A 15,926-nucleotide genomic window follows, 5' to 3' on the forward strand; every position below is an offset into this window, starting at 1 on the left:
GCGGAACGAAACGTCGGACACGTCGGGGCTCTTCGGAGCCGGCCGGCGACCACGATCTCGATCTCACCCGATCCTCGTCGACCCTGGAGTTGCACGCCATGCCGATCACCCAGCAGTGGGAACTGCGCGCCGAGTTCGCTCGCCGTCTCTCGCACATGTACGGGAAGGAAGTTCCCGCATACACCACGTTGCTCGAGGTATCGCAGGCCGTCAACGACACCGTGCTGTCGAATCTCGGTGCGGGCGCACAACGTCTGGGTTCCATCGCCCGGATCACCGCCGAACGTCACGGAGCCATCCGAGTGGGCACCCCCCAGGAGATGGCCCAGGTCGCCCGCGTGTTCGCGGCAATGGGCATGTACCCGGTGGGGTTCTACGACCTGCGCGAGGCCGCTGCCAGTTCGGTTCCGGTCGTCTCGACGGCTTTCCGTCCGACGAGCCCGGACGAACTGGCGCGCAACCCCTTCCGGGTGTTCACCTCCATGCTGGTGCCCTCGGATCGCCGCTTCTTCAGCGCCGATCTGCAGCAACGCCTCGAAAGCTTCCTCGCCAAGCGCAGGCTGTTCACCGCCGAACTGCTGGTACTCGCCGACCGGGCCACCGAGTACCGGGGGCTGAATTCCGGTGACGCCGAGATGTTCCTGACGTTGGCCACTGCGGCATTCACGCTGTCCACCGAGGCCGTCGACCGCGCCTGGTACCGCGAACTCGAGCAGGTTTCCTCGGTGGCCGCCGATATCGGTGGTGTCGCCAGCACACACATCAACCACCTGACCCCGCGTGTGCTCGACATCGACGGTCTCTACGCCCGCATGGAGCGTCGCCGGATCGACATGATCGACACGATCCAGGGTCCGCCGCGATGGGCCGGTCCGGATCTGCTGTTGCGGCAGACCTCGTTCCGGGCTCTCGCGGAACCACGGGTGTTCCGCGAGGCCGACGGCAGTGTCGAGAAGGGTTCACTGCGAGTGCGTTTCGGTGAGGTCGAGGCCCGCGGCATCGCCGCCACCGTCCGCGGCCGCGAGGTCTACGACCGCTTGACCTGCGAGATCGAGCAGGCCGTCAGGGAGGCGGCCGCGACCGCGCCGGTGTCGGCCGAGGTACGCAACGAGATCGCTGCGGCGCTGTGGAACCAGCAGGTGCCCGCCACCGAACAGGGGCTCGCGCTCCACGATCTGGCGTACTTCACCTACCGGGTCGACACCGACAAGCAACGCAACGGCACGGTGCCCGGACGATCACTACAGGATCTGATCGATCAGGGCTGGGTCCGCCCGGAGCCGATCGTCTACGAGGACTTTCTGCCGAAATCCGCGGCCGGGATCTTCCAGTCCAATCTGACCTCGGACGGACACAAGGACACCACGCAGTCGACGACCGATATCGACGCCGCCTGGATGGAAGGAGTTCTGGGTCGCACACTGCACGACCAGTACACGCTCTACGACGGGATCCGCCGCGCATCCCTCGATCACGTTGCCAACCAATTGGGAATCCGCGGACCCATCGAAGAACCGGCACCCATCGCTACCCAAGGAGTCAAGTAAATGAGCACCGCTGTCGCCGAGACCATCGCCCTGCCCACCACCGACGAACTGCGCACCCTCGCACGCACCAGCCTGCAGCGATGTGGGGTCGACCCGGCCGTACTCGATACCGCAGGGGTCGACAACACCATCACCACCCGCTCCCCGGTCACGGGGGAGAGCCTCTTCGACTATCCCGCCGCAGACGCCGCCGACGTCGAGGCCGCGATCGATGCCGCCCACGAGGCCTTCCTGCAGTGGCGCACCGTTCCCGGCCCGGTCCGCGGATTCCTGATCAAACGCCTCGGCGAACTGCTCACCGAGCACAAGGAAGACGTCGCCAACCTGATCAGCATCGAGGTCGGCAAGATCCGCTCGGAGGCCCTCGGCGAGGTTCAGGAAATGATCGACATCTGCGACTTCGCGGTCGGTCTGTCCCGGCAGCTCGACGGCCGCACCATGCCCTCGGAGCGTCCCGGACACCGACTGATGGAGACCTGGCACCCGCTCGGTGTCGTCGGTGTCGTCTCGGCGTTCAACTTCCCGGCCGCGGTATGGTCCTGGAACCTGGCTCTTGCCATCGTCTGCGGTGACTCGGTGATCTGGAAGCCCGCGCAGCTGACCACCCTCACCGCCGCCGCCTGCTCGGCGCTGTTCGACCGTGCCGCAAGAGAATCCGGCGCCCCGGCCAACCTGAACGTCCTCGTCTCGGCGAGCGCCGCCGACACCCAGGCCCTGATCGACAGCCCGAAGGTGCCGTTGATCAGTGCCACCGGTTCCGAGCGGATGGGTGAGCAGATCGCTCCCCGCGTCGCCGCCCGCTTCGGCCGCGCCATCCTCGAGCTCGGCGGAAACAACGCTGCGATCGTCACCCCGTCCGCGGACCTCGACATCGCCACCCGCGGAATCGTCTTCGCCGCCGCCGGCACCGCCGGCCAACGCTGCACCTCGATGCGCCGCATCATCGTCCACCAGGACATCGCCGACGAGCTGATCGACCGGATCTCCCAGGTCTACGGCCGCCTCCCGATCGGCGACCCGTTCGCCGACAGCACCCTGGTGGGCCCGCTGATCGACGGCAAGTCCCACGCCAACATGACCGCAGCCCTCGACAAGGCTGTCGCACAGGGCGGCGAGATCCTCGTCGGCGGCAAGCGCCGCCCGAGCAGCGAAAACTCGTACTACGTCGAGCCGGCGATCGTGCGGATGCCGACCCAGAGTGAGATCGTCAAGGACGAAACCTTCGCCCCGATCCTCTACGTGCTGACCTACGACACGTTCGAGGAAGCGATCGCCCTGCACAACGACGTCCCGCAGGGTTTGTCGTCGTCGATCTTCACCACCGACCAGCGTGAGGCGGAGCGATTCATCGCCGCCGACGGTTCGGACTGCGGCATCGTCAACGTCAACATCGGCACGTCCGGCGCAGAGATCGGCGGCGCGTTCGGCGGCGAGAAGACCACCGGCGGCGGCCGCGAATCCGGCTCGGACGCCTGGCGCGCCTACATGCGCCGCGCGACCAACACCATCAACTACTCCCGCGAGGTGCCCCTCGCTCAGGGCGTCAACTTCGGCTGACATCCCCCCTTTCGAATCGCACGAGGAGCAACGACGATGTTCGAATTGATCGACGAATGGGGCCCGGAGAAGGTCGTGTGTGTCTCCGATGCACGCACCGGCATGCGCGGCGTTCTGGTCATCGACAACACCGCCCGCGGAATGGGCAAGGGCGGCACCCGCATGTCCACCACGGTCAGTGTCGGCGAGGTCGCCAGGCTGGCCCGCAACATGACCTGGAAGTGGGCGGGGGTCGACCTGTTCTACGGCGGCGCCAAGGCCGGCATCTGGGCCGACCCGACCGCCTCCTCCAAGGAAGCGGTCCTGCGTGCCTTCGTCCGGGCACTGCGCAACGAGGTCCCCGAGGAGTACGTTTTCGGACTCGACGTGGGATTGACCGAGAAGGACGCCGCGATCATGCTCGACGAGGTCGGCGGTCGCGGCGGCGCGGTGGGCACCCCCCACGCGCTCGGCGGGCTCCCGTACGACCAGCTCGGGGTCACCGGCCACGGTGTCGCGGAGTCGGCCGACGCCGCTGCGCAAGCCCTCGGCCTGTCCACCGGTTCGCTGAGCGTGTCCATTCAGGGCTTCGGAGCGGTCGGAGCTGCGTCCGCGAAGCGCCTCGCGGAACTCGGGGCGACCGTCGTCGCTGTGTCCACCTCGCAGGGCGGCATCCACAACCCGGACGGGCTCGACGTCGCCACCTTGCTCGACCTGCGCGATCAGTACGGTGACGGACTGGTCGACCAGTACTCCGACGCCAAGCCTCTCGCTGCCGGGGAAGAACTCTCGGTGACGGCGGACGTCCTGATCCCGGCAGCGTTGCAGGACGTCATCGACGCCGATCTCGCCCGCACGTTGCCGGCCAAGATCGTCATCGAAGGCGCGAACCTGCCGAGCAGCCCCGAGGCGCAGTCGGTGCTGTTCGACCGCGGCGTGACCGTGGTTCCGGACTTCATCGCCAACGCCGGCGGTGTGGTGGCCGCAGCCGTGGCGATGGATGCCCGCTTCTCCGGAATCCGTCCCGAACCGGCAGCTGTGTTCGACAACATCTCGAACAAGCTGCGCGCCAGCACCATCGACACCCTCGATGCGTCGAAGGCTCAGGGTCGGACCACCCACGAGGTGGCCCGCGCCACCGCCCAGGAGCGCGTTCGCGAAGCCATGGTGCTCCGCGGGCGTGCCCCGCAGAACGCCGCATTCTGACCGACCCGGGCACTACATCTCTATTCTCGAAGGAAAGAAGAGGACGACATGAGCAAGGAACTCCCCGAGCAGGCATCCGTCGTCGTGATCGGCGGCGGCGTCATCGGCGCCAGCATTGCGTTCCACCTCGCCGAATCCGGGGTCTCCGACGTCGTCCTCCTGGAGAAGGACGAGTTGGCGTGCGGCTCGACCTGCAAGGCCGCCGGCGGTGTTCGCGCCTCCTTCAGCAACGAGGCCAACATCGCGATCGGTCTGCGCGGCCTCGACGTGTATTCGCGGTTCGCGCAGGAGTACCACCAGGAGATCGACTTCAGCCGCGACGGCTACCTCTACCTCCTCTCGGACCAGACGAACATCGACATCTTCACCGAGAGCGTCGCGCTGCAGAACCGCCACGGCGTTCCGAGCCGCATGGTCACCCCCGAAGAAGCGCAGAAGATTTCGCCGCTCATCAGTACAGACGGACTCCTCGCCGCGTCCTGGTCGCCCCAGGACGGCAAGGCCACCCCCGAATCGGTCGTGATGGGATACGCCGCCGCTGCCCGACGACACGGCGCCCGCATCATCCGTCATTGCGCGGTCACCGACATCGAGAGCACAGGTGGCACGATCACCGCTGTGGTGACCGAACACGGACGCATCAAGACCGACACCGTGGTCTGCGCCGCCGGAGCCTGGTCGGCCGGCATCGGCGACATGCTCGGGGTGAACATCCCCGTCGTTCCCGTCCGTCGACAGATCGCCTTCACCGAGCCGCTCTCCGAGCTGCCCGAGTCCTCGCCGTCGCTGACCATCGACTTCCCGTCGAACTTCTACTTCCACCCGGAAGGCAAGGGTCTGCTTCTCGGCTGGTCCGACCCGAACGAGCGCGAGGGATTCAACCTCAAGTTCGAACTCGAGGACTGGCTGATGGGACTGGGCGCGATCGCCGAGACCCGGGTGCCGGCCGTACTGGATTACGGCATCAGCACCGGGTGGGCCGGCCTCTACGAGGTCACCCCCGACCGCAACCAGATCATCGACCGCTCCACCGAGGTCGAGGGCCTGTTCATCGCCACCGGCTACTCCGGCCACGGCTTCCTGATGGGACCGGCGACCGGTGAAATCGTGTGCGACCTCTACCACGGCAAGGAGCCCGGATACGACATCAGCTCCTTCGCCCTGGGACGCTTCGCGCAGGCCGGTATCGGCGCAGGTGAGACGAACATCGTCTGACCTCCACCCACTACACCGCCAGACAATCACCTGCCGAGTGGCCCGAGGACACGAGGCATCCCGCCGATTGGGTTCGCACGCAGCGCAAGCCGATGGAATTTGGGCGGACTCTCCCCGCGGGAGCGCCGCCGGTACACATGGTTCCACCCCTCGAGGAAGACTGGTACGTAACCTGTCCGAGCACGAACCGACACCTGGAGCAGTTGTGCCCACCTTCGATCCCGCACCGCAGGCTGAACCGTTACGTGCCCAGGCATTCGGCGGAATCGAAGTGTTCGACGCCAGCGAACACAACCTTGCCCACGTCGATGTGTTCATTCCCCGGGACTGCATCGTCGCGTTCACGGGAGTCTCGGGATCGGGTAAGTCTTCGTTGGCCTTCGGCACCATCTACGCCGAAGCGCAACGACGCTTCCTCGAGTCCGTGACCCCGTACGCGCGACGGCTGATGGATCAGATCGGAGCACCCAGGGTAGGGGACATCACCGGGCTTCCACCGGCGGTTGCATTGCAGCAGGCCCGCGGTCACACCTCCGCCAGATCGTCGGTCGGCACCCTCACCCACATCTCCAACGTGCTGCGGATGCTGTTCTCCCGAGTCGGAACCTACCCGCTGGGCGCTCCCGTCCTCGACTCGAACGCCTTCTCGTCCAACACACCCGAAGGTGGATGCCCGGCCTGTCACGGGCTCGGCCGCACCCACGATGTCGACATCGATGCCCTGGTGCCGGACCCGAGCCGAAGTATCCGCGGCGGCGCCGTCGCCGCATGGCCCGGCGCCTGGCTGGGGAAGAACTACCGTGACATCCTGGACACACTCGGCATCGACGTGGACCGCCCCTGGTCCGAGCTGCCGGAGGACCAGCGCGAGTGGATCCTCACCACCGATGAGCAACCCACGGTCACGGTGTCACCCGTGCGCGATCCGGGCAAGATGGTGCGCGATTACCAGGGAACGTTCTCGAGTGCCCGCACCTACGTTCTGCACACCTTCGCGACGACGAAGAGCGCAACCCAGCGGGCGAAGGTCACCCGATACCTGGTGTCCCGCCCCTGCAGTGCATGCAATGGCAAACGGCTACGCCCAGAGGCGTTGGCCGTACGGTTCGCCGGCCTCGACATAGCCGACGCCACGGATCTGTCACTGGCTGATCTGGCAGCCGTCCTCGACGCCGTCGTCGCATCCCACGAATCCGCCGCAAGTGACGCAACAGATCGAGCATCAGCGGCATTGGTGGACAATCTTCTCGGCCGCCTCGAGGGTTTGACCGAGCTCGGGCTGGGATACTTGAGCCTCAGCCGATCGACCACCACCCTCTCGCCGGGCGAACTTCAGCGCCTGCGGCTGGCCACCCAGCTCCAATCGGGTCTGTTCGGAGTGCTGTACGTCCTCGACGAACCGTCCGCAGGCCTGCATCCCGCCGACACCGAGGCGCTCGTCGCCGCCGTGCGGCGACTACGCGCGGCGGGTAACTCCGTCTTCGTCATCGAACACAACCTCGATGTCGTCCGGGCGGCAGATTGGATCGTCGACGTCGGTCCCGGTGCCGGGGAGCATGGTGGCCGGGTGCTCTACAGCGGCACGGTGGACGGTCTCGCTCACGTTCCCGAATCCGTGACTCGCCGATACCTTTTCGGAACCCCCGAGAGTTGCCCCGAGCCCGGACGTCCGGGCAGGTGGATCGAACTCGCCGGTATCACGATGCACAACCTGCGTGATCTGACAGTGCGGATTCCGCTCGGGGTGCTCACCGCGGTCACGGGCGTGTCCGGATCCGGAAAATCCACACTCGTGAGCCGTGTGCTCACCGACGTCGTCGCCCAACACCTCGGTGTCGACAGCGAAGCCGGCACCGACGCCGGGGCAGACGAAGCCGACGACTCCACGGTCGTACTGGCCGACGAGCGCGAGAACGACACCGGACCGACGGTCGTGGCCGCTCATGGGCTCGGGCACGTCACCCGGCTGGTGCGCGTGGACCAGGCTCCCATCGGGCGGACTCCACGCTCGAATCTCGCGACCTACACCGGCCTCTTCGATGTGATCCGGCGACTCTTCGCTGCGAACCCCGTTGCCCGCGAACGGGGATACAACCCGGGCCGATTCTCATTCAATGTCAGGGGCGGCCGTTGCGAAGAATGCGAGGGCGCCGGTTCGATCACCATCGGCATGCTGTTCCTGCCCGAGGCCTCCGCTCCCTGCCCGGCCTGCGCGGGCGCACGATACAACGCAGAGACCCTCGAGATTCTCGTCGACGACCGGACGATCGCCGACGTTCTCGCCATGACGGTCGACGACGCCCGCGCGTTCCTGAGTCACGTTCCGGCAGCGGCGAAAAGCCTTGACATGTTGGTCGAAGTCGGTCTCGGATACCTGCGACTCGGCCAATCGGCAACCACCCTGTCCGGTGGGGAGGCCCAACGTGTGAAGCTCGCCAGCGAACTGCAGCGCATCCGATCCGGGCACACGCTCTACGTACTCGACGAACCGACCACTGGATTGCACCCCGCCGACGTCGACCGCCTCATGACGGTGTTGCGACGTCTCGTCGCGGCGGGAAATACCGTCGTACTCGTCGAACACGACATGCCGGTCATTGCCTCGGCGGACTGGATGATCGACCTCGGGCCGGGCGGCGGAGACAACGGTGGCCGGATCATCGCCTCGGGGCCACCGACGGTCGTGGCCGAGACGGCCGGCTCCGCCACCGCCGCCTACCTCGCCCGGCACCTCGCCGTGTGACGTTGCGTATGACGTAGTCGACATCCACTCGGTGTGGAACCGGTTCAATGCGCGTGGATTCCGTAGACGGTGACGACGAAGCTGTGCCCCTTGGCGGTGCAGGTGAGGTCGCCCATGAAGCCTGCGAGACAGGTGGTTCCCCCGTGGGTGATCGCCTTCTGGTACATGCTCTGGCTGGTCGCAACCTCGGAGATGTCGGGGTTGCCGCCGGGGAGGGTGAACGGGGTGCCGGGCGGGTAGATGGGGTGAGCGGGAAGCCAGGGACGATCGATGACGACATGCTGGACGGGTCCCAGCCACGGCAATCCGAACTCGCCGAGGATCGGAAAGTCCATCGGCAATGGTTGTGGCAGATCGCATCCCACGACGTCGTCGGGTGCGATCGAGCAGTTGAAGTTTCCCACGCGGAAGTAGACCGGGGTGGGGGAGGTCGCCTGCGCGGGTGTCGCGAACGCGAGGAACGCAGCTGCTGTGGCCGTGAACAGGCCGATGGCTCGCTTCACTGAAGGCTTCATACGAGGTATATACGCTGAGAGTGGGGCGGGCGTTAGCTGGGCGCGGCGTCGGCCGGCGGAGAACTGACCGTGAGGAGCGAGAACGTCATGGCGACGGCAGGCAAGCAGACGGACGGACCGGACAGTACGGCCGTGCGGGTTGCCCTGTGGCGGGCGATGCACCTACAGGTCGACGCTCCACCGCACGTTCTCGTCGACGAGATCGGCCTGCAGCTCGCGGCGCCGGACGAGGGCTGGCGGGCTCGCCCGGACATGGACCCGGCCGGCACCAGCGGGTTTCGGGCGGCGATCGTCGCGCGTGCTCGTTTCATCGAGGAGATGGTTGTCGAGCAGGCCGGCCGCGGTGTCGTCCAATACGTCATCCTGGGGGCGGGCCTGGACACGTTTGCCCAGCGTAGGCCGGAGATCGCCTCCCGGATGCGGGTGTTCGAGGTCGACCAGCCCGGCCCCCAAACCTGGAAGCGGAAACGGCTGATCGAGCTCGGCTTGGGTGTTCCCGACTGGCTGCGGCTGGTGCCGGTCGACTTCGAGGCGAGCGAGTCCTGGTCGGAGCAGCTGGCTGCGGCGGGCTTCGATCCTCGCCTGCCTGCGGTCGTCGTCTCGACCGGCGTCACGATGTACCTCACGAAAGACGCCACCGCGGCCACCCTGCGCCAGCTCGCCGGTCTCGCTGCCGGCTCGACGCTGGCGATGACGTTCCTTCTGCCGACCGAACTTCTCGACGTCGCCGATCGCCCCGGACTCCAGGCGTCCGAGCGCGGTGCACGAGCGGCCGGAACACCGTTCATCAGTTTCTACACCCCGCAGGAAATGCTGACCCTGGCCCGCGAGGCCGGCTTCGACGGCGCGCAGCATGTGGCGGGAACTTCACTCGCCGAGCGCTACTTCGCCGGTCGATCCGACGGCCTGCGCCCGTCGAGTGGAGAAGATCTGTTGGTGGCCACTACCTGAGCGCTTTGTCATGTGACGGCACAGCTGGACATTTGTCTAGATGACAGGCGCGGCGCCGTCGGCTACAACTGTTGAGGCACCGACAGTGACGTGACTCACATTTTGCGTCCGGACGGGATCGTCGGCACACCGGCGGGCCGGCAGCCGATGCACGAGAGCGAAGGAGCATCGCGGAATGATCGAGGACAGCACCGAACCACTCACTCCGACTCCCGGCCCGACACGCCTGATCCCTCGTAGGCGTCCCGACGGACGCGAACTGCTCGGCACGGCGAAGGGAATCCTGATAGCCGGTCGCGGCTGCAGCGACGCCCAGGCGTTCGACGAACTCCTCGACGTCGCCCGGCGTCATCACCTCACCGTCCTCGGCGCTGCCCGGAGCCTGGTCGACCTCGCTGCCGGACCCTCGCCCCGTCGTCGCTCGCCCGAAGCCACCCGATTCGAAGAGTGGGAGCAACTGGTCAACCAGCTTCCGCCCCGCCGACACGCTCAGGCGAGTTGATGCGACAGGAATCGAGCCACCCGCGTGAAAGTACAGGGCCGCTCCCGGCCGACGCGATCGTGTGGCCGGAACCGAGCCCGCTCGACTCGTGGTGGAAGCACGTGGTCAACGACCATGCGGCCGCAGTCCCCGAGCGCGAGCCCGTCACCGACGCCGGCAAGTAGCAGACCGCGACGGTCGGGTGCTCCGGGACGTCCCTCAGCTTCGACTGCGTGATGCCCGGCATTGCGAGCCGATCACGCAAGATCGGCTTCGGCGGCGCGTTGGACCCAGGCCGCGAATTTCTCGGAGCCCTCGCGGCCGGCCACGTACCGTCGAACGATCCGCTCGACGTAGTCGGGCACCTCGGTGGCGGGAAGCTTGTGGCCGCGCAATTTGCGCCCGAAGCTCGTGTCCAGCCCGAGGCTGCCGCCGAGATGAACCTGGAATCCCTCGACCTGGTTGGAATCGACGTCGGTCACGATCATGCCCTTGAGGCCGATGTCGGCGACCTGAATACGTGCGCACGAGTTGGGGCACCCATTGAGGTGCAATGTGATCGGGTGCTCGAGCTGATCCTGCACGTCGGCCAGTCGTTCCTCGACCTCTGCGATGAGTGCGGCGGCTCGCGCCTTGGTCTCGACGATCCCGAACTTGCAGAATTCGATGCCAGTGCATGCCATGGTGCTCCGTCGCCACGGTGACGGGCGCGACGGGAACCCGAGAGTTTCGAGACTCGATCGAAGCGAGTCGACCTGTTCGTCGGGCACGTCGAGGATGACGAGCTTCTGCATCGGGGTGATCCGGACCCGTCGGGATCCGGATGCTTCCGCTACTCGCGCCAAATCGGTCAGCGCGGTGCCGCCGACCCTGCCGACGACGGGTGCGATTCCCACGGCGTTGAGACCGTTCTTCTGGCGCTGGATACCGACGTGATCACGTGGTTCGTCGAGCGGTTCGGGTGCTGGTCCATCGAGCATCGCGCGTCCGAGGTACTCCGTTTCGAGCACGTCGCGGAACTTCTCGACACCCCAGTCCGCGACGAGGAACTTCAGGCGTGCCTTCGCCCGCAGTCTCCGGTACCCGTAGTCGCGGAAGAGGGAGACGATACCGATCCATACGTCGGGCACGTCTTCCAGCGGTACCCACGCGCCCAGGCGCTCGCCGATCCGCGGATTCGTCGAGAGACCGCCGCCGACCCAGACATCCAGTCCGGGGCCGTGTTCCGGGTGCTCGACGCCGATGAATGCTACATCGTTGATCTCGTGGACCACGTCCTGGAGACCGGAGATGGCGGTTTTGAATTTGCGCGGCAGGTTGGAGTAGTCGGGGTTTGCGATCAATCGGCGGGTGATCTCGTGCAGAGCGGGTGTGGCGTCGAGGACCTCGTCGACGGCGATGCCGGCCATCGGCGAGCCGAGGACGACGCGCGGGGTGTCGCCTGCGGATTCGGCGGTCGTGAGGCCTACCCCTTCGAGCCTCCGCCAGATTTCGGGTAGGTCCTCGACCCTGATCCAGTGCAGCTGAATGTTCTGGCGGTCGGTGAGATCCGCGGTGTCGCGGGCGAACAGTCGGGAGACCTCACCGACGACGCGCAGCTGTTCGGTGGTCAGCGCCCCTCCGTCGATGCGGATGCGGAGCATGAAGTGCTCGTCCTCGAGTTCTTCCGGCGGCAGCGTGGCGGTTCGGCCGCCCTCGATGCCAGGTGCGCGCTGGGTGTAGAGCCCCCACCAGCGGAACCGGCTTCGCCGATCGGTCGGGTCGATGCCGGCGACACCGGTGTGGCAGTACACGTCTTCGATCCGCTTGCGCACGTTGAGACCGTCATCATCCTGTTTGACCTGCTCGTTCACGTTGAGCGGCTCACGGTCGCCCTGGGCCCATTGCCCCTCCGCGCGCGGGGCCTTCGCCTGGGCGGGGCGGGTCTTCGCTGTTGTCATCGGTGCTCCTCCGAAACTGTGTGCCCGAAACTGTAGCGTAGACGAATAGATCGTGCATTAATGATACGTGCACGCTACAGTTGCCAACCATGCGAAGGATGAACGATGAGTAGAAGCAATTTTCTGGTCGACGCCGATTGGGTTGTCGAACACGGCAAGGACCCCGACGTCGTCCTTGTCGAGGTGAACGAGGACACCGCGCAGTACGAGAAGAACCACATCGACGGTGCCGTCCGCATCGACTGGAAGCGCGATCTTCAAGACCCGGTGCGCCGTGACTTCATCGACCGGCGATCGTTCGAGAAGCTGCTGTCCGGGAGAGGAATTGCCAACGGCGACACGGTGATCCTGTACGGCGGAAACAACAACTGGTTCGCGGCGTACGCGTACTGGTACTTCAAGCTCTACGGCCACCGGGACGTCCGGCTGCTCGACGGCGGACGTAAGAAGTGGGAGCTCGACGGTCGGCCTTTGTCGAGCGAGAAGGTCACCCGACCGGCTGCCGATTACGTGGCGTCCGAGCCCGTGTCGGGAATCCGGGCGCACCGCGACGAGGTGGTCGAGCAGATCGGGAAGAAGAATATCGTCGACGTCCGGTCTCCCGACGAATTCTCCGGGAGGATCCTCGCCCCGGCGCAGTTCCCGCAGGAACAACCCCAGGTTCCGGGGCACGTCCCGACTGCTGTCAACGTGCCGTGGTCCAAGGCTGCCGCTGACGACGGCACCTTCCGCAGCGAGGACGAACTCCGCGCGCTGTACGCCGACGCCGGCCTCGACGAGACGAAGGACATCATCGTCTATTGCCGGATCGGCGAAAGATCGGCGCACAGTTGGTTCGTTCTCCACGAACTGCTCGGTTACCCCGAGGTTCGGAACTACGACGGCTCCTGGGTGGAGTACGGCTCGTTGGTCGGCGTCCCGGTCGAGAGGTAGCCCGCCTTGACCGGTTCTCGCTTCACCGAACTCAATCAACGCGTGCGGTTCATGATGTTCACCGTGTTCCAGGTGGTCCCCGGCGCGTTGCCGGACGCGCGTGACGAGGTCGTGGAGGATGTGCAGACCTATTTCGAGGAGGTCGCCGAGTCCGGTGTCGCGATCCGCGGAATCTACGACGTCGCAGGGCTACGCGGAGATGCCGACTTCATGATCTGGACGCATGCCGACACCGTCGAAGGATTGCAGGCCGCCTACTCCGGTTTCCGGCGCTGCCGACTCGGTCGAGCGTGTACGACGGTGTGGAGTGCGGCCGCGCTCCACCGGCCGGCCGAATTCAACCGTAGCCACATCGCGGCGTACGTGGCCGATGAGGAGCCGGGGCAATTCGTGTGCGTGTACCCGTTCAACCGGTCGCTCGAGTGGTATCTGCTGCCGGACGCCGAACGGCGACGGCAGCTCGCCGAGCACGGCCGAGCGGCTCGCGCCTACCCGGACGTGCGGGCCAACACTGTCAGTTCCTTCGGGTTGAGCGACTACGAGTGGATCCTCGCCTTCGAGGCTCCGGACCCGACCCGGATCGTCGACATGATGCGCGACCTTCGCGCGACCGACGCGCGCCGGCACGTTCGGCTGGAGACGCCGTTCTTCTCCGGTCCGCGAACCGGCCTGGATGCCCTCGTTGCGCGTCTACCGTGACGATCGTCGACTACCTCCAGAATGATTCGTGCGATATTAGTTATTGCACGAATCATTCTGGTAGTCTGGTGACATGACCGCAGACATCCAGCAAGGGAAGGCCGGCGACGATCTGCTCGCTCTCGACCGGCAGGTGTGTTTCGCGCTCGCGATCGCGAACCGGGCGGTGCTCGCCGTCTACCGCCCATTGCTCGAACCGATGGGGCTGACGCATCCGCAGTACCTCGTCATGCTCGCGCTCTGGGGCAAGGCCCCGATGGCGGTCAAGGAGATCGGGACCGCGCTGCAACTCGATTCACCCACCCTCTCGCCGCTCCTCAAGCGTCTCGAGGCGTCCGGGCTGATCACGCGCACCCGCAGCCGGGCCGACGAGAGGCAATTGGATGTCGAACTGACCGCAGCCGGTGCTGCACTACGTGCGGAAGCCGAGAAGATTCCGCCCGCCGTGATCGAGAAGCTCGGTGTCAGCCTGGCCGAACTCGAAGAACTTCACGACGTTCTCACCCGCGTCAATCAGGCTGCGCTCAGAGCGGGCGCGCTCGATCAATGAGGACAATCATGTCGAATTCGACTTCAGCACAACGTGAACAGGTAGTCGTCATGTCGCGAACCACGCAACGAACCCGGCCCGGCCCCATACAGTGGCTGGGCTACGCGGTAGGCCGCAAACTTCCCGACTCCATGCAGGACTGGGTCCGCAACGACCTGGTCGGTGACTGGGCGGTTCCCCGGCACCTCGTTCGCAGCATGGTCCCGTTCGTTCCGGTCTTCGCCGCGTTCTTCCTGTTCCCGGGACCGCTCGGACTGCGAGCCTCCATGGTTCTGCTCGGAGTGCTCCTCGCCGTGTTCTACGCAGTGTCGTATATGGCGCAGAACCGATCTCGACGCCTCGAGAGGCACGGGCTGCCGCCCGATCTGGAGAACCCGAGGAAGGCGTCACGTCATGACGCCGAGAAGGCAGCATACGAGAAGCTCCACGGCCCTTCCGGCACCTGGGGCATCGAACGGCGGAGCGGCAACGAACTCCGCTGAAGGCAGGCGATCAACCCTGCCGAGAAGAATCACATGGTGAGGACCATCCGATAGCGTGCACGTCCTTCCTCCATCGCCGCGTAGGCCTCCGCCGCCCGAGTCAGGGGCCGTTCCTCGATTCGGGCCCGCACACCTGACAGGACCGCGAAGTGCATCGTCTCCTCGACGTCGCGGGCGGTGCCGGAAGGGTGGCCGGTGACATCGAGGCCGGGAGTGATCAGCTGCAGGGGACTGATCGGCAATGGGTCGGGCGTAACACCGACGACGGTGAGTTCACCGAGCGGAAGCAGTCCACCGACCACATCACCCATCGCTTTCGAGTTCGCCGCGGTCCCCAGAACCACTGACACACCACCAAGTGCCCGCAACGCTTCGCTGACGTCGCCGGCGGTGGAATCGATGTAGTGGTGGGCGCCGAGCTGACGAGCGTCGTCGCCTTTGTCGGCGCCGCGCGCGATGGCAATCGTCTCGAAGCCCATCGCCCGGGCGAACTGCACACCGAGGTGGCCGAGTCCGCCGATGCCGAGGATGGCGACGCGGTCGCCTGGGACGGCCCTGGTTTTGCGCAGTGCGTCGAACGTGGTGACCCCGGCACAGCTCATGGGTGCGGCTTCCGCGAAGGACAGCTCATTCGGAATCCGGGCCAGTGCGTTGGCCGGAACGGTCACCGACTCGGCGTAGCCGCCGGGGTACTGCCAGCTCGGCACCTGCAACTTCTCGCAATGAATGAAGGAGCCCTGACGGCAGGGGATGCACTGGTTACAGTGTCCACCGAACCAACCCACGGCGACGCGGTCGCCGACGGCGTAGTTGTCGACGCCGTCGCCGAGTTCGGCGATGGTTCCGGCGATCTCGTGTCCAGGTGTCAGGGGCCAAGACATGTCCGGGAACGCGCCGTTGACGAAGGCGTGGTCGGTGCCGCACACTCCGCACGCCGACACCGCGATGCGTACGTGGTCGCGCGGGGGCGACCCGGTTTCGACGTCGACGAGTGTCAGCGGCTCACCGGGGGCCTGGACGTGAACTGCCTGATGGGTTGGCATATGCATCCTCCCTGTCTGTTCGACCTGGGGCGATCGAGACCCAGGTTTCAGTCAAGCCCCTCAGCCGAGCTCCTGACAAGGGTTG

The 15,926-nt window shown here is 66.1% G+C and carries 15 protein-coding genes; 12 read left to right on the top strand and 3 right to left on the bottom strand.

Going from position 1 to position 15,926, the window contains the following annotated elements:
* The first annotated feature begins 98 nt into the window (after window positions 1-98).
* The 5 genes from WKC72_RS21635 (at window position 99) to uvrA (ending at window position 8,247) form a co-directional block, all read left to right on the top strand.
* A complete protein-coding gene (locus WKC72_RS21635; RefSeq protein ID WP_037239365.1) occupies window positions 99-1,547 on the top strand; it encodes a VOC family protein in 1,449 nt (482 codons plus the stop codon).
* Entirely contained in the window at window positions 1,548-3,104 is a 1,557-nt protein-coding gene (locus WKC72_RS21640) for an aldehyde dehydrogenase family protein (protein WP_370179083.1), read from the top strand.
* A 36-nt stretch (window positions 3,105-3,140) separates the two neighbouring features.
* Window positions 3,141-4,289 (top strand): Glu/Leu/Phe/Val dehydrogenase, encoded by a 1,149-nt coding sequence (locus WKC72_RS21645; RefSeq protein ID WP_037239379.1) that lies wholly within the window; start codon window positions 3,141-3,143, stop codon window positions 4,287-4,289.
* 48 nt (window positions 4,290-4,337) lie between these two features.
* On the top strand, window positions 4,338-5,504 hold the full coding sequence (locus WKC72_RS21650; RefSeq protein WP_370179086.1) for an NAD(P)/FAD-dependent oxidoreductase: 1,167 nt from the start codon (window positions 4,338-4,340) through the stop codon (window positions 5,502-5,504).
* A gap of 205 nt (window positions 5,505-5,709) precedes the next feature.
* Window positions 5,710-8,247: an excinuclease ABC subunit UvrA gene (gene uvrA / locus WKC72_RS21655; RefSeq protein WP_037239392.1), complete on the top strand. Its 2,538-nt coding sequence runs from the start codon at window positions 5,710-5,712 to the stop codon at window positions 8,245-8,247.
* 44 nt (window positions 8,248-8,291) lie between these two features.
* Here uvrA and WKC72_RS21660 read toward each other — a convergent pair whose 3' ends face one another.
* On the bottom strand, window positions 8,292-8,750 hold the full coding sequence (locus WKC72_RS21660; protein ID WP_037239394.1) for a hypothetical protein: 459 nt from the start codon (window positions 8,748-8,750) through the stop codon (window positions 8,292-8,294).
* 168 nt (window positions 8,751-8,918) lie between these two features.
* On the opposite strand from WKC72_RS21660, the gene WKC72_RS21665 reads away from it, so the two are divergent.
* The 3 genes from WKC72_RS21665 to WKC72_RS21675 all read left to right on the top strand — a co-directional run bounded on the left by WKC72_RS21665 (window position 8,919) and on the right by WKC72_RS21675 (window position 10,379).
* A complete protein-coding gene (locus tag WKC72_RS21665) occupies window positions 8,919-9,713 on the top strand; it encodes a class I SAM-dependent methyltransferase (RefSeq protein WP_235214729.1) in 795 nt (264 codons plus the stop codon).
* A gap of 175 nt (window positions 9,714-9,888) precedes the next feature.
* The gene (locus WKC72_RS21670) at window positions 9,889-10,215 is read left to right on the top strand and encodes an ANTAR domain-containing protein (RefSeq protein ID WP_037239398.1); all 327 of its coding nucleotides are present in this window, start codon (window positions 9,889-9,891) and stop codon (window positions 10,213-10,215) included.
* Window positions 10,215-10,379 (top strand): hypothetical protein, encoded by a 165-nt coding sequence (locus WKC72_RS21675; RefSeq protein WP_167344056.1) that lies wholly within the window; start codon window positions 10,215-10,217, stop codon window positions 10,377-10,379. The genes WKC72_RS21670 and WKC72_RS21675 overlap by 1 nt, the downstream gene beginning before the upstream one ends.
* A 72-nt stretch (window positions 10,380-10,451) precedes the next feature.
* On the opposite strand, the gene WKC72_RS21680 is transcribed toward WKC72_RS21675, so the two are convergent.
* A complete protein-coding gene (locus WKC72_RS21680; protein ID WP_370179089.1) occupies window positions 10,452-12,134 on the bottom strand; it encodes a nitrite/sulfite reductase in 1,683 nt (560 codons plus the stop codon).
* Between the two features lie 105 nt (window positions 12,135-12,239).
* Between WKC72_RS21680 and WKC72_RS21685 the strand changes: the two genes are divergently transcribed.
* The 4 genes from WKC72_RS21685 (at window position 12,240) to WKC72_RS21700 (ending at window position 14,798) form a co-directional block, all read left to right on the top strand.
* Entirely contained in the window at window positions 12,240-13,067 is an 828-nt protein-coding gene (locus tag WKC72_RS21685; protein WP_370179091.1) for a sulfurtransferase, read from the top strand.
* 51 nt (window positions 13,068-13,118) lie between these two features.
* Entirely contained in the window at window positions 13,119-13,766 is a 648-nt protein-coding gene (gene hemQ / locus WKC72_RS21690; RefSeq protein WP_052033558.1) for a hydrogen peroxide-dependent heme synthase, read from the top strand.
* 73 nt (window positions 13,767-13,839) lie between these two features.
* Complete coding sequence (locus WKC72_RS21695) at window positions 13,840-14,316, top strand: MarR family winged helix-turn-helix transcriptional regulator (RefSeq protein WP_037239406.1); 477 nt, start codon at window positions 13,840-13,842, stop codon at window positions 14,314-14,316.
* Window positions 14,317-14,366: 50 nt separating this feature from the next.
* Window positions 14,367-14,798: a DUF5313 family protein gene (locus WKC72_RS21700; RefSeq protein ID WP_268790477.1), complete on the top strand. Its 432-nt coding sequence runs from the start codon at window positions 14,367-14,369 to the stop codon at window positions 14,796-14,798.
* 29 nt (window positions 14,799-14,827) lie between these two features.
* Here WKC72_RS21700 and WKC72_RS21705 read toward each other — a convergent pair whose 3' ends face one another.
* Window positions 14,828-15,841: an alcohol dehydrogenase catalytic domain-containing protein gene (locus tag WKC72_RS21705; RefSeq protein ID WP_037239410.1), complete on the bottom strand. Its 1,014-nt coding sequence runs from the start codon at window positions 15,839-15,841 to the stop codon at window positions 14,828-14,830.
* Window positions 15,842-15,926 lie beyond the last annotated feature (85 nt).

The organism is Rhodococcus wratislaviensis (genome assembly GCF_041228765.1).
Classification (GTDB): domain Bacteria; phylum Actinomycetota; class Actinomycetes; order Mycobacteriales; family Mycobacteriaceae; genus Rhodococcus_F; species Rhodococcus_F wratislaviensis.

Coding starts and splice junctions, on each gene's coding strand:
- WKC72_RS21680 (WP_370179089.1), bottom strand. CDS start 12,134: ATGACAACAGCGAAGACCCGCCCCGCCCAGGCGAAGGCCCCGCGCGCG.
- WKC72_RS21670 (WP_037239398.1), top strand. CDS start 9,889: ATGATCGAGGACAGCACCGAACCACTCACTCCGACTCCCGGCCCGACA.
- WKC72_RS21640 (WP_370179083.1), top strand. CDS start 1,548: ATGAGCACCGCTGTCGCCGAGACCATCGCCCTGCCCACCACCGACGAA.
- WKC72_RS21700 (WP_268790477.1), top strand. CDS start 14,367: ATGTCGCGAACCACGCAACGAACCCGGCCCGGCCCCATACAGTGGCTG.
- WKC72_RS21705 (WP_037239410.1), bottom strand. CDS start 15,841: ATGCCAACCCATCAGGCAGTTCACGTCCAGGCCCCCGGTGAGCCGCTG.
- WKC72_RS21695 (WP_037239406.1), top strand. CDS start 13,840: ATGACCGCAGACATCCAGCAAGGGAAGGCCGGCGACGATCTGCTCGCT.
- WKC72_RS21685 (WP_370179091.1), top strand. CDS start 12,240: ATGAGTAGAAGCAATTTTCTGGTCGACGCCGATTGGGTTGTCGAACAC.
- hemQ (WP_052033558.1), top strand. CDS start 13,119: ATGATGTTCACCGTGTTCCAGGTGGTCCCCGGCGCGTTGCCGGACGCG.
- WKC72_RS21675 (WP_167344056.1), top strand. CDS start 10,215: ATGCGACAGGAATCGAGCCACCCGCGTGAAAGTACAGGGCCGCTCCCG.
- WKC72_RS21650 (WP_370179086.1), top strand. CDS start 4,338: ATGAGCAAGGAACTCCCCGAGCAGGCATCCGTCGTCGTGATCGGCGGC.
- WKC72_RS21665 (WP_235214729.1), top strand. CDS start 8,919: ATGCACCTACAGGTCGACGCTCCACCGCACGTTCTCGTCGACGAGATC.
- WKC72_RS21645 (WP_037239379.1), top strand. CDS start 3,141: ATGTTCGAATTGATCGACGAATGGGGCCCGGAGAAGGTCGTGTGTGTC.
- WKC72_RS21635 (WP_037239365.1), top strand. CDS start 99: ATGCCGATCACCCAGCAGTGGGAACTGCGCGCCGAGTTCGCTCGCCGT.